General features: G+C 61.0%; 13 protein-coding genes. 7 read left to right on the plus strand and 6 right to left on the minus strand.

Annotated elements, in window-relative coordinates; all coding sequences use genetic code 11:
- Position 1: 1 nt before the first annotated feature.
- The 5 genes from ACIOVD_RS26325 to ACIOVD_RS26345 all read left to right on the plus strand — a co-directional run bounded on the left by ACIOVD_RS26325 (position 2) and on the right by ACIOVD_RS26345 (position 4,572).
- The gene (locus ACIOVD_RS26325) at positions 2-919 is read left to right on the plus strand and encodes a hydroxymethylglutaryl-CoA lyase (RefSeq protein ID WP_401131060.1); all 918 of its coding nucleotides are present in this window, start codon (positions 2-4) and stop codon (positions 917-919) included.
- A 58-nt stretch (positions 920-977) separates the two neighbouring features.
- Complete coding sequence (locus ACIOVD_RS26330) at positions 978-1,448, plus strand: hypothetical protein (protein ID WP_095168515.1); 471 nt, start codon at positions 978-980, stop codon at positions 1,446-1,448.
- Complete coding sequence (locus ACIOVD_RS26335; RefSeq protein ID WP_159995476.1) at positions 1,445-2,833, plus strand: tripartite tricarboxylate transporter permease; 1,389 nt, start codon at positions 1,445-1,447, stop codon at positions 2,831-2,833. The genes ACIOVD_RS26330 and ACIOVD_RS26335 overlap by 4 nt, the downstream gene beginning before the upstream one ends.
- Before the next feature lie 113 nt (positions 2,834-2,946).
- Positions 2,947-4,221 (plus strand): OprD family porin, encoded by a 1,275-nt coding sequence (locus ACIOVD_RS26340; protein ID WP_401131063.1) that lies wholly within the window; start codon positions 2,947-2,949, stop codon positions 4,219-4,221.
- A 141-nt stretch (positions 4,222-4,362) separates the two neighbouring features.
- The gene (locus tag ACIOVD_RS26345; RefSeq protein ID WP_095168520.1) at positions 4,363-4,572 is read left to right on the plus strand and encodes a hypothetical protein; all 210 of its coding nucleotides are present in this window, start codon (positions 4,363-4,365) and stop codon (positions 4,570-4,572) included.
- Between the two features lie 29 nt (positions 4,573-4,601).
- On the opposite strand, the gene ACIOVD_RS26350 is transcribed toward ACIOVD_RS26345, so the two are convergent.
- Positions 4,602-4,928 carry an AzlD domain-containing protein gene (locus ACIOVD_RS26350; protein ID WP_095168521.1) on the minus strand — a complete coding sequence of 109 codons (327 nt, stop codon included), beginning with the start codon at positions 4,926-4,928 and terminating at the stop codon, positions 4,602-4,604.
- On the minus strand, positions 4,925-5,665 hold the full coding sequence (locus tag ACIOVD_RS26355) for an AzlC family ABC transporter permease (protein WP_320334355.1): 741 nt from the start codon (positions 5,663-5,665) through the stop codon (positions 4,925-4,927). Before ACIOVD_RS26355 ends, ACIOVD_RS26350 begins: the two co-directional genes overlap by 4 nt.
- Positions 5,666-5,779: 114 nt before the next feature.
- Here ACIOVD_RS26355 and ACIOVD_RS26360 point away from each other — a divergent pair, with 114 nt between their 5' ends.
- A complete protein-coding gene (locus ACIOVD_RS26360; RefSeq protein ID WP_401131066.1) occupies positions 5,780-6,430 on the plus strand; it encodes a histidine phosphatase family protein in 651 nt (216 codons plus the stop codon).
- A 78-nt stretch (positions 6,431-6,508) separates the two neighbouring features.
- Here ACIOVD_RS26360 and ACIOVD_RS26365 read toward each other — a convergent pair whose 3' ends face one another.
- The 4 genes from ACIOVD_RS26365 to ACIOVD_RS26380 all read right to left on the minus strand — a co-directional run bounded on the left by ACIOVD_RS26365 (position 6,509) and on the right by ACIOVD_RS26380 (position 9,442).
- Entirely contained in the window at positions 6,509-7,276 is a 768-nt protein-coding gene (locus ACIOVD_RS26365) for an amino acid ABC transporter ATP-binding protein (protein WP_095168525.1), read from the minus strand.
- On the minus strand, positions 7,273-7,932 hold the full coding sequence (locus ACIOVD_RS26370) for an amino acid ABC transporter permease (protein WP_095168526.1): 660 nt from the start codon (positions 7,930-7,932) through the stop codon (positions 7,273-7,275). The genes ACIOVD_RS26365 and ACIOVD_RS26370 overlap by 4 nt, the downstream gene beginning before the upstream one ends.
- A 10-nt stretch (positions 7,933-7,942) precedes the next feature.
- Positions 7,943-8,590, minus strand: coding sequence for an amino acid ABC transporter permease (locus ACIOVD_RS26375; protein WP_159995468.1), 648 nt, complete (start codon positions 8,588-8,590; stop codon positions 7,943-7,945).
- Between the two features lie 63 nt (positions 8,591-8,653).
- Positions 8,654-9,442: an ABC transporter substrate-binding protein gene (locus ACIOVD_RS26380; RefSeq protein WP_095168529.1), complete on the minus strand. Its 789-nt coding sequence runs from the start codon at positions 9,440-9,442 to the stop codon at positions 8,654-8,656.
- Between the two features lie 370 nt (positions 9,443-9,812).
- On the opposite strand from ACIOVD_RS26380, the gene ACIOVD_RS26385 reads away from it, so the two are divergent.
- Positions 9,813-11,063 (plus strand): aspartate aminotransferase family protein, encoded by a 1,251-nt coding sequence (locus tag ACIOVD_RS26385; protein ID WP_401131069.1) that lies wholly within the window; start codon positions 9,813-9,815, stop codon positions 11,061-11,063.
- Positions 11,064-11,363 lie beyond the last annotated feature (300 nt).

Consider the following 11,363-nt stretch of genomic DNA (forward strand, 5'->3'; position numbering starts at 1 on the left):
CATGCCCTTGGATCATGTACGCCTGGTGGAAGTCGGCGCCAGGGACGGCCTGCAGAATGAGCGACGCACTTTGCCGGCGTCGGTCCGGGTGCAGTTGCTGGAGCGCCTGGCCGACGCTGGTTTGCGGACCCTGGAAGCCGGCGCGTTTGTATCAACGCGCTGGGTACCGCAGATGGCGGGCACCGACCAGGTGCTCAAGGCCCTGCCTTCGCGCGCCGGTGTCAGCTGGACCGCGCTGGTGCCCAACGTCCAGGGGCTGGAAGCCGCCATCGCCGCAGGCTGTCGCGAAGTCGCAGTGTTCGCTGCGGCTTCAGAGGCGTTCTCGCAGCAGAACATCAACTGTTCTATCGAGCAAAGCCTGCGCCGTTATCAGGAAGTGATCGTGCGTGCCCGGGATGCCGGCATCCGGGTCCGCGGCTACGTGTCGTGTGTCATGGGCTGCCCTTTCACTGGCCAGGTCAAACCCGAGGCTGTCGCGGCCGTCAGCGCGGCACTGTTTGGCATGGGCTGTTATGAGATCAGCCTGGGCGACACTATCGGTACCGGCACGCCCGCGGCGACAACTCGCTTGATCGAAGCCTGTAGCCAGGTGGTGCCGGTCAGCGCGCTGGCCGGGCACTTTCATGACACCTATGGCATGGCGATCGCCAATATCCATGCGGCACTGGCAAGCGGAGTCCGGACATTCGACAGCTCGGTTGCCGGCCTGGGTGGCTGTCCGTACTCGCCAGGGGCCACCGGCAATGTGGCGACCGAGGACGTGATTTACCTGCTGGACGGCCTGGGCATGAGCCATGGCGTCGATCTGGATGCGCTGATCGAAGTCGGTGAATTCATCAATGCCGAGCTCGGCCGGGATACCGCGTCTCGCGTGTCCCGCGCGCTGCTGGCGAAGCGTGGCAGGTTGCACATCCAGTAAGCCGCATCTCTTCACGTTCATAACAATAAAAGCCCGCAAGGGTAGTGGGAGAACCTCCATGAAACAAGAGCTCTACGAAGTCTGGGGCGACACGGTCGACGCCCGTCACCTGGTCTACGCCATTGGCATTGGCGCCACCGTCAGCCTCGGCACCTTCTTCATCGCGCAACACCTGCTGGTGGGCTGGGTCGAGTCGGCACAGATGGCCCGCGCCTACGCGATGCTGGTGGGGATCCTTGGCTGCCTGGCCGGTGGCGCTATCAGCGCGCGGCTGTTCAAGCCCAAGCGGCATGTGATCGAGCACGTGGCGGATCCGGCATGGCGAGCAAAAATCCTCATTGAATTGCAGAACGAGTACGGCCCCCTCGGCCGCCTGTCCGACCTGCCGCCGGCGACGATCGCGGAACTGCGGGAAATGGACCTCTACGAGTTGTTTGCCGATTACGAGAAAGGCCTTGCCGCGCCAGATGTCCCGGCAGCCCCCGGCGCATCCATCAGCGCAGTACGCAGCCATGGGGGTCGGTCATGATCGCTCCCCTGTTGGATCAGATTCTCATCGCCTTGGGCATGGGCATCCTCGGCGCAGTGATTTTTGCCGGGATCGGACTCATCTCCGGCAGCGATGAAACCACTACCCTCGCACCCTTGACCTTGCTGGTGGTGCTGCTGGGCGTGCCCGCCGCCGGGGTGCTGACCTTCTTCCTCGCGGGAGCGGTGGCCAAGCACATGACCCATGCCGTGCCCACGGCGCTGCTGGGGATTCCGGGCGACACCATGGCCACGCCACTGATGCGCGAAGCCAACTTCCTGCGCAACCTGGGCGTTCCGCACATTGCCCTGCGCAAGATGATTTCCGGGGCAGTGATTGCGGCGTTGATCGCGGTGCCGATGGCCGTGCTGTTCGCCCTGATGCTCGCGCCCTTCGGTGACATGATCAAGCATGCCGCCCCCTGGGTATTCCTGCTGGCGGCAATCGCCATCGCCTGGTTCTCCAAAGGTCGGCTGGCGGCCGTGCTGACGCTGATCCCCTTCGTCATGGTGATTGTCGGCCTGCAAAGCATTACCGGGCAGTACGGGGTCAAGCTCAGCGTCAGTTACTTCCTGGGCATAGCCATCGGGCCGCTGATCGCCGCGCTGTTCTCCATGCTCGCACCGGCCGAGCGGGCGACCATGCGCCGTGAGGAAGTGCGCACGTTCTCGCTGTCGCCCGACGTCAAAAGCTGGGGCGGGTTTTTCCCCAATCCTCTCAAGGTGCTGGACAGCAAGCAGAGCATGTGGACGGCGATTACCGCGGTCGTCTCCAGCGCCACCTTTGTGTTCAGCCCGGTGGCCATGACCGTGATCATGGGCGAGGTCGTCGGCTCGCGGATCAAGCACGTCTACCATCGCCTGACCACGGTCATTACCGCGCGCAACGGGGTGACCGAATCCACCTACCTCGCCGAGGCACTGATCCCGCTGATCGCCTTTGGCCTGCCCCTGAGTCCCGTCGCTGCGGGCCCGGCTGCGCCATTGTTCAATGCGCCTCCGCGTTTTAGCGTCGACACCGCAACGGGCCAGGTCAACAACCTGCACACCCTGCTCAACACCTGGGAGTTCCTCGGCTACGGCATGTTGGCGGTGGTGGTGGCGATCCTGATCGCTTACCCGTTCACCATGAATTACGCCCACAGGGCGGCGTCCTATGTGTCGCGCAAGATCAGCCACGAGGCAGTGATCTCGACCTTCGTCGGCCTGATCCTGGTGATCGGCATCTGGGAGGGCGGCCTCCTGGGCTTGGCGGTGATCGTCACCATCGGCCTGCTGGGCGGTTTTCTCTCACGCTTCCTGGGCTTCAACATCGGGGTGCAGTTCATGGGCTACTACACCGCCGTGCTCACGGTCCCGGCCCTGGTTGCCCTGTTGCACAGCTAGGGCTTGGCGGCACCTCGTCCCGTCGTAAGCCACCACTACTCAAACAGCGCAGTTTTTGCGCAGGCCTCGCCCTGCGGGGGAGTCCTGCGCTTTAAAAAAAGGAAATAACAATAATGAAGATCCTTGCACGCTCAAGCGCACCCCGCCTGGCCACCCTTTCGCGAGCTGCAGCGCTGGGGATTGTGTGCTCGACCGCTGCGGCCGGGGCATCGGCCGAAGGTTTTGTCGACGACGCCAGCGCCACCCTCAACCTGCGCAACTTCTACCACAACCGCAACTTTGTCGACCCGACCTATCCGCAAGGCAAAGCCGAAGAGTGGACGCAAAGTTTCATCCTCGACATGCGCTCAGGCTATACCGCCGGCGCAGTCGGCCTTGGGGTCGATGTGTTGGGCCTGTACTCGCTCAAGCTCGATGGCGGGCGCGGGACTGCCGGCACCCAATTGCTGCCGACCCATGACAGCGGCAGGCCCGCAGACGATTTCGGCCGCCTCGGCGTGGCGCTCAAAGCCAGGTTCTCCGCCACCGAACTGAAGGTCGGAGAATGGATGCCCCTGCTGCCGATCCTGCGCTCCGATGATGGCCGCTCCTTGCCCCAGACCTTTCGCGGCGCACAGCTGACTTCAAGGGAAATTACCGACCTGACCCTCTACACCGGGTATTTTCGCGGCAACAGCCCGCGCAACGACGCCAGCATGGAGCGCATGTTCATGGCCGGGCGGCCCAGCGCGACCTCGGATCGCTTCAACTTCGCCGGGGCTGAATACCAGTTCAATGACAAGGCCACCCAGGTGGGCCTGTGGCATGCCCAACTGGAGGATATCTACCAGCAGCAATACCTGAATGTGCTGCATAGCCAGGTGCTGGGAAATTGGAAATTGGGGGGTAACCTTGGGCTGTTCCTGGGCGACGAGGATGGCGCGGCCAAGGCCGGCGAGATGGACAACAAGACCGTGTCACTGCTGCTGTCCGCCAAGACCGGCGCCAACACCTTCTACCTGGGCCTGCAGCGAGTCTATGGCGAGACCGGCTGGATGCGGGTCAACGGCACCGCCGGCTACCCCTTGGCCAACGACACCTACAACTCAAGCTATGACAATGCCCGGGAGCGCTCCTGGCAACTGCGTCACGACTTCGATTTCGCGGCGCTGGGGGTACCAGGGCTGACGATGATGAATCGCTACCTGTCCGGCGACCATGTCCAGACCGCCAACACCCGCCAAGGCAAGGAATGGGGCAGAGAGTCCGAGCTAGCCTATGTCATCCAGAGCGGCCCGTTCAAGGACCTCTCCGTGCGCTGGCGCAACTCCACCCTGCGCCGGGACTTCAGCAACTACGACATTGATGAGAACCGCCTGATCTTCAACTACCCCATCAAGTTCCTGTAGTCGCGGGTCCCTGCGTCGGCAAGCCAACGCCTGCAATCGGCGCAGCGCAAAAAATTGCGCTGCGCCCCTGCCCACGCACACGCGTCCGGCCTCCTCCCGCTGATGTGGCTGCTACGCTGAAACCACCACGGAGGATTCACCATGCCCAATTCCGACCTGCTGCCTTCCCTGCTCTTCAAACTCAACGAAAACCAGCTCGCCCTCGAAGCGGCCATCCTCGAGCTGTCGAACTGGGTCGAACTGAGCGGCTCGGCCGAAGTCGCCGACCACGTGCGCAGCGCCCTGGACACCATCGACCACAACGAGGAATTCATCAGCCTGACGCTGGCGGTGCTGATGACGCCCGAGTGACCCAGTGCCTGCCCCCGGCACAGGTGCCGCTACCCGGCAAAATACTTCAACAACCACAACGCCCCCATCCCGACCGCCAACGTCAGGAGCGTGTTGCGCGTCTTCCAGGCGACCCAGGCCGCCAGGATGGCCGCGGGGATCTGCGCATTAGCCAGGACAAATTCACCCTGGCCACCGGGGTACACCACGGCGGGCAGCACCAGGGCCGCCAGCACACTCGCCGGCACGTAGAGCAAGGCTCGCCTGAGCAGCGCCGGGATACGCAAACGGCCATACAGTTCGACAAAGGAAAGACGCATCACGAACGTGCCCAGCCCGACCGCCAGGAACAGCCCCCACAAGCTCAGGTCGCTCATCGTGGTTGCCCCTCGGCATCAGCGACCGGCGCTTCGCTCGATGGCCGCTTGCGCATACTCTCGAGCAACACACCCGCCACCACACCACCAATGGATGCACTGACCAGCCCCAGGTTGTAGGGCATATCCACCGCAAACACCGCGATCAATCCGCCCACCGTGGCGGCACCCAGACTCGGTGCACTGCGTATACCGGGAACCAGCAGCGCGAGAAACGACAGCGGTATGGCAAAACTCAGCGACCAGCTTTCAGGGATATTGGCCCCCAGGTAAATGCCCGCCAATACCGACAGCTGCCATACCAGCCACATCGCGACGGCGGTGCCGGCATAGTAATACTGGGCAAACCTCCCGAGCTCACCGGAGGCCAGCTTGAGGCTGCAGAGGGCGTAAGACTGGTCGGAAAGCATGTACGACAATGGCCAGGTCCAGCGTCGGGGCAAATGATGCAGATGGGGCGCCAGTGACGCGCTGTACATGATGAAGCGCAAGTTGATCACCAGGGCTGTGACCACAATCGCCACCGGCATAACACCGGTATGCAGCAATTGCAGCGCGACCATCTGCGCCGATCCCGAGTAGAACAGCAGCGTCATGCCCATGGTCGTGCCGGGCGACAGGCCCAGGCTGATCGCCATGACCCCCGTCAACAAACCAAAGGGCACGACCCCGGGACTCAATGGCATGAGTGCCCGCACACCGTGCATGAACGCTTCCCTTGCTGTGCGGTAAGACATTTGGACTCCTTCTATTGTGTTCGCGCCGCCAGGTATCGAGACCATAAAGCTTACAAAGCCTTGCCGGGGGATTTATCGTGTGCGGATGGATTATTGAGTGAGAGGTGGGACCTGGTGCTGACCGTAACGTGGATAAGACATGGCGAGAGCGCCGCCAATGCTGGCGGAGCATCATCGGACCCGGCCCTGATTCCCCTCACCGAGCGCGGCAGAGCCCAGGCCCAGGCCATTGCCGAGTCTATTGAGGCCGCACCGGACTTGATCGTTATGTCGCCGTTTACCCGAGCCCAGGATACCGCGGCCCCCACCCTCCGGAAATTCCCGGCGACCCCGGTGCAGGTGTGGCCGGTCGAGGAATTCACCTACCTCTCGCCCGCGGACTGCATGAATACAACGGCGGCGCAAAGACGTCCATGGGTTCAGGCGTATTGGCACGCGGGTGATCCGGATCACAGCAACGGGCCCGGGACAGAGTCATTCCATGGCCTGGTGCTGCGCGCGCAAACAGCGCTGCAGCAACTGCAGGGCAAGACCGGCTCGGTACTGGTATTCGGCCATGGGCAATTCATGCAAGTCGTACGCTGGCTGATTCTGCTGGCGCCGCAGCGAATCGATGCAGCTGCCATGGGCTCGTTTCGCGGATTCGATGAGGTCAATCCCATCGTTAATGGTGAAGCGGTTTGCTTCACCTTTGATGGAATGCGCTGGTCGAGCACAGATGGACTTTGTAGGAGCGAGCTTGCTCGCGATGGCCTTCAACGATGACCCGCCACGCCTGACTCAACGCGGCGTCCTTACGTCCATCGCGAGCAAGCTCGCTCCTACAGAGAGAACCCGTACACACTACCGATCGTGCAGATGCTTTTTCAGGAATGACCGAGTCCGCTCGTGGACGGGGTTTTGCAGGATGTCCTGCGGCGCGCCCTCCTCCACTACCACTCCTCCGTCCATAAACACAATCCGATCCGCCACTTCGCCGGCAAACCGCATTTCGTGGGTGACGATCAACATGGTCATATGCTCGGCAGCGAGCTGCTTCATGACCTGGTTGACCTCTTCGACAAGCTCGGGGTCGAGTGCCGATGTCGCCTCATCGAAGAGCATCACCTTAGGCTGCATCGCCAGCGCCCTGGCAATCGCCACGCGCTGCTTCTGACCACCCGACAGCCGCGAAGGATACTCATCGAACTTGTTGGCCAAGCCCACTTTTGACAAATATTCCATTGCCAGTTCACGCGAGGCTTTTTTCGAAAGGCCTTTGAGCTTGATCGGGCCAAGGGCAATGTTTTCAAACACGGTCAGGTGCGGAAACAGATTGAAGTGCTGGAACACCATGCCCATCTGCTGGCGCACCGCGTTGATATGCTGCTCATAGGCGCGGCCTTTCAAGGGCCGATTGACTTGTTCACCCTCCAGCCAGATCTCGCCATCGTTAAGCACTTCCAACTGATTGATTGACCGCAACAGCGTGCTTTTACCCGAACCACTGGGGCCGATGATGGCGACGATTTGTCCGCGCGAGACCGAAAGATCGATGCCCTTGAGTACTTCGAGTGCGCCGTAAGCCTTACGTGCACCCTTGACCTCAACCATGAATTTTTCACTGTTCATCGTGACATCTCTACCTTTTTTTCGAGAAGGTGCAGGCCGACTTCCAGAACCAGATTGGCTGCATAGTAAATAACCGCAACAGTCAGATAGAACTCAAACGGGCTGTAGGTTTCACTCACGGCAAGCTGGGCGCTATACACCAACTCGGCAATACCGATGATGGAAACCAGCGACGTGTCCTTCAGCAGGACAATCAGGTTGTTGCCCAGGGGGGCAATGGTGCTGCGCAGCGCTTGTGGGACGATGACGTAACGCTGGGTCTGGCCACGGCTCAGGCCAATGGAGCGAGCCCCTTCGATCTGCCCAGGGTCCACTGACACCACGCCGGCGCGAATCACGTCGGCGTTGTAGACCGCAAAGTGCAGGCTTAAACCAATGATGCCCGCCCCCAATGCGGGAATGTCGATACCGACCTGCACCAGGCCGTAATAAATCACGTACAACTGCAGCAGCAGTGGCGTGCCCATCAATAGCCAGGTAATGAAACGCACAGGCAGCGCCATCAGTTTCGGCGCATACAGCACGATCAGCGCGAAGGCGATCCCCGCCAGCAAACTCAAGATGCTGGAACTGACGAACATCACGACCGTCCACCACAGACCCGTCGCCAGCAACTCGGAATAAGGTGTAACTATGCTTAGATCCAGACCTTGCATGGGTATGTACTCACCTTGCCGCGAAACGATTATCGAGATAGTCGACGACAAATCGAACCGAGTAGACCATCACGATGTACAGCAACGCTGACACCATGAAAATTTCAAAGGGTTTGTAGGTCGAGCTGATAAAACGTTGCGCGGTATAGGAAAGTTCAACCACCGAAATAGTCGATACCAGGGCCGAGCCTTTGATCAGTGCGACCGCGTTGACCCCCAGCGGGCGAATCATCAACTTGGCAGCCTGGGGCAGCGTGACCAGCCACAACGTCTGGCGGCGCCCGAACCCAATGGAGCGAGCGGCTTCTTCCTGGCCCGGGTCGACGTTGCTGATGGCGCCGCGAATGGACTCGGCCATGTAGGCCGCAATGTTCAGGCCCAGGCCAATCACCCCTGCGGCGAACGGCTCCAGCTCAAGGCCGATCTGCGGCCCGCCGAAGTAAATGATGAACAATTGAACCAGGCACGGCGTGCCGCGAAAAACGCTGACGTAGATTCTTGCCAGGCACCGGAACAGGAACACCGTGGACAACCGCGCAGCCACCAGCACGAAAGCCACCAGCAAACCCAGGAGCAGAGCCAGCACCGAGATTTGCACGGTAATCCACGCCGCTTCGAGGAAAAACGGGAATGTGCGCTGTATGAGTGTCAGATCCATGGGAACCCTCGGAAAAGTCGGATTGACTGGCCCGACCCGAGGTCGAGCCAGGCCTGCGATGAATCAGCGGATATCGTTGCCAATCCACTTCATCGAGATCTTTTCGTAGGTGCCGTCGGCGAGCATGTCCTGCAGGGCCTGCTGCATCGTCGCCTTGAGCTCAGGGTTGTTCTTGCGCAGCGCAATGCCCATGCCTTCAATGCCACCGTCGCTCTCGGGCGGGGTAATGATGCGCACCTTCTGCCCGGTTTCCTTGACGGCCACCAGCACCGGAACACTGTCCATCACCAGCGCGTTGATCCGCCCGGCCTCGAGGTCGACCAGCATTTCCGGCAGCCCTTTGTAGGTCCTGACCTTGAGGTTGCCACGCGCCCGGGCCCACTTGTCGTGGGCATCGCCGAGCGTGACGCCGACGGTCACATCCTTGAGGTCATCCAGGCTCTTGATGGGCGAGTCTTCCTTGACCACGATCGTGCGGCCCGCATGGTAATAGGGCCCGACAAAATCCACGGCCTTCTGGCGTTCCGGGGTAATGGTCATGGAGGCGATGATGGCGTCGTATTTCTTCGCCAGGAGACCGGCGATGATCCCGTCGAATGGCGTGGTGACGATTGTCACCTTGACCCCCATGCGCTCGGCCAGGGCCTCGCTGATGGAGGCGTCGAAGCCGACAATCTGGTTCTGTTCATTGGCAAAGCTGAAGGGAGAGTACTGACCGCTCATGGCGATCCGGATCTCCTTGGCCTCCTGGATCTTCTGCAGATCGTCAGCCAGAACAGAGGAGGTGGAAAGTAGCGCCGCGGCCGCCACGGTGGAAGCGACAATCAAGCCTTTGAGCTTTCTGGTTAGCATCGGTTGGCACCTTCGAAGAATTATTATTTATTTTTCAGGGGTTGTTCACCCAGCCTTCACGAAAAGTCTTGCATAGGCAATTTTGGAATGCACCAGGCAAGGTGTCAGCCTGCCTGACACATTGCCGGAGTTGGCCGACACTATGCCGGGTGGAGCGCGAAACGCTCGCTGCAAACCTCTGCCTCGCGCGCCATGGCACAGCACCTTGGCTGCCGAATGCGAGGTTGGCGCAGCGTTGCGCCGGGTTGAGAAATTCGGCGCCGGTACACTTCAAGAGTTTATGGAATGACCGCGGCATTTCTTTTCGCTTGTGGTAGCCAGGCGATCCTCGCTTTCATTGGAGAAAATCCATGCAGCCAGGGGCCACCCAATGACCGCGTCATCCATCAGCGAGTCCATCGCCATTGTCCACCCCATCACCTTGAGCCACGGTCTCAATGCCCATGTCTGGGACACGGACGGCAAGCGCTACATCGACTTCGTCGGTGGCATCGGCGTGCTCAACCTGGGCCATTGCAACCCACCGATTGTCGAGGCGGTGTGCACACAAGCCAGCCGGCTGACCCACTACGCCTTTAACGCCGCGCCGCACGAACCGTACAAGCAGTTCATGGAGCGCCTGGCCAGGTTCATCCCGGTGTCTTATGCGGTCAGCGGCATGTTGACCAACAGCGGCGCGGAGGCGGCAGAAAACGCGCTGAAAATCGTCCGCGCGGCGACCGGTCGTACGGCGGTCATAGCCTTTGATGGCGGCTTCCATGGACGGACCTTGGCCACCCTGAACCTGAACGGCAAAGTCGCGCCCTACAAACAGCGGGTCGGCACCTTGCCAGGCCCGGTCTATCACCTGCCCTACCCCAGTAAAGACAACGGGGTCACGACTGAGGAAGCACTCAAGGCCCTGGACCGGCTGTTCAGCGTCGAGATCGACGTTAATGAAGTGGCCTGTTTCATTCTCGAACCGGTGCAGGGCGAAGGTGGGTTCCTGGCGCTCGAGCCGCCCTTTGCACTAGCACTGCGCAAGTTTTGCGATGACCACGGCATCCTGCTCATCGCCGATGAAATCCAGTCTGGGTTCGGGCGTACCGGGCAACGTTTTGCCTTCACCCGACTGGGCATCGAACCGGATTTGATCCTGCTGGGCAAAAGCATTGCCGGCGGCCTGCCGCTGGGCGCGGTGGTGGGTAAAAAAGCACTGCTCGACACCTTGCCCAAAGGCGGACTGGGCGGCACTTACTCCGGCAACCCGATTGCCTGCGCAGCGGCGCTGGCCACCCTGGACCAGATGACCGATGCCAACCTGGCGGCCTGGGGCGAGTCGCAGGAACAGGCCATCCTCAGCCGCTATCAGGCCTGGCAGCAAGACAAGCTGTCGCCCTATCTCGGTAAGTTGACGGGTGTCGGGGCCATGCGCGGCATTGAGCTACTCACACCCGAAGGCGCGCCCGCCACCGCGGTATTGGCACAGCTACTGGAAAGCGCCAGGCAGCAGGGACTTTTGCTAATGCCCAGCGGAAAATCCCGGCACATCATCCGCCTGCTGCCACCGCTGACGATCGAACCGCAAGTCTTGGAAGCAGGCCTGGATATTTTCGAAAGCTGCCTGGCGGCCATTCGCTAAAACGCGCTGGCCGGCAAGGCCCAGGCACCTACCTGACCACGTGCGTGGATTCGGGTAGGTGCCTGGGCCCTGCATAGGTATCTACACAACTGTGGTGCGACGTTGCATTTGTTGGCCGACCGGGGTGTTGGATTAGACCGAGTACATATCCATTTTTGCGGTAACGGCCTCCTATGGTTCCGCCTGACGGCGGCTCACTTTTGAAAGCCCAAAAGTAAGCAAAAGGCTCTTACCCCACCACTCGGTGCCTCGCTTAGGCTCGGCATGCCCGTACTCCGACATTGATTTGGGGGGCCGCCG

Source organism: Pseudomonas sp. NPDC087626, from assembly GCF_044743405.1.
GTDB lineage: Bacteria > Pseudomonadota > Gammaproteobacteria > Pseudomonadales > Pseudomonadaceae > Aquipseudomonas.

Coding starts and splice junctions, on each gene's coding strand:
- ACIOVD_RS26345 (WP_095168520.1), top strand. CDS start 4,363: ATGCCCAATTCCGACCTGCTGCCTTCCCTGCTCTTCAAACTCAACGAA.
- ACIOVD_RS26380 (WP_095168529.1), bottom strand. CDS start 9,442: ATGCTAACCAGAAAGCTCAAAGGCTTGATTGTCGCTTCCACCGTGGCG.
- ACIOVD_RS26325 (WP_401131060.1), top strand. CDS start 2: ATGCCCTTGGATCATGTACGCCTGGTGGAAGTCGGCGCCAGGGACGGC.
- ACIOVD_RS26340 (WP_401131063.1), top strand. CDS start 2,947: ATGAAGATCCTTGCACGCTCAAGCGCACCCCGCCTGGCCACCCTTTCG.
- ACIOVD_RS26335 (WP_159995476.1), top strand. CDS start 1,445: ATGATCGCTCCCCTGTTGGATCAGATTCTCATCGCCTTGGGCATGGGC.
- ACIOVD_RS26365 (WP_095168525.1), bottom strand. CDS start 7,276: ATGAACAGTGAAAAATTCATGGTTGAGGTCAAGGGTGCACGTAAGGCT.
- ACIOVD_RS26375 (WP_159995468.1), bottom strand. CDS start 8,590: ATGGATCTGACACTCATACAGCGCACATTCCCGTTTTTCCTCGAAGCG.
- ACIOVD_RS26330 (WP_095168515.1), top strand. CDS start 978: ATGAAACAAGAGCTCTACGAAGTCTGGGGCGACACGGTCGACGCCCGT.
- ACIOVD_RS26355 (WP_320334355.1), bottom strand. CDS start 5,665: ATGTCTTACCGCACAGCAAGGGAAGCGTTCATGCACGGTGTGCGGGCA.
- ACIOVD_RS26350 (WP_095168521.1), bottom strand. CDS start 4,928: ATGAGCGACCTGAGCTTGTGGGGGCTGTTCCTGGCGGTCGGGCTGGGC.
- ACIOVD_RS26385 (WP_401131069.1), top strand. CDS start 9,813: ATGACCGCGTCATCCATCAGCGAGTCCATCGCCATTGTCCACCCCATC.
- ACIOVD_RS26370 (WP_095168526.1), bottom strand. CDS start 7,932: ATGCAAGGTCTGGATCTAAGCATAGTTACACCTTATTCCGAGTTGCTG.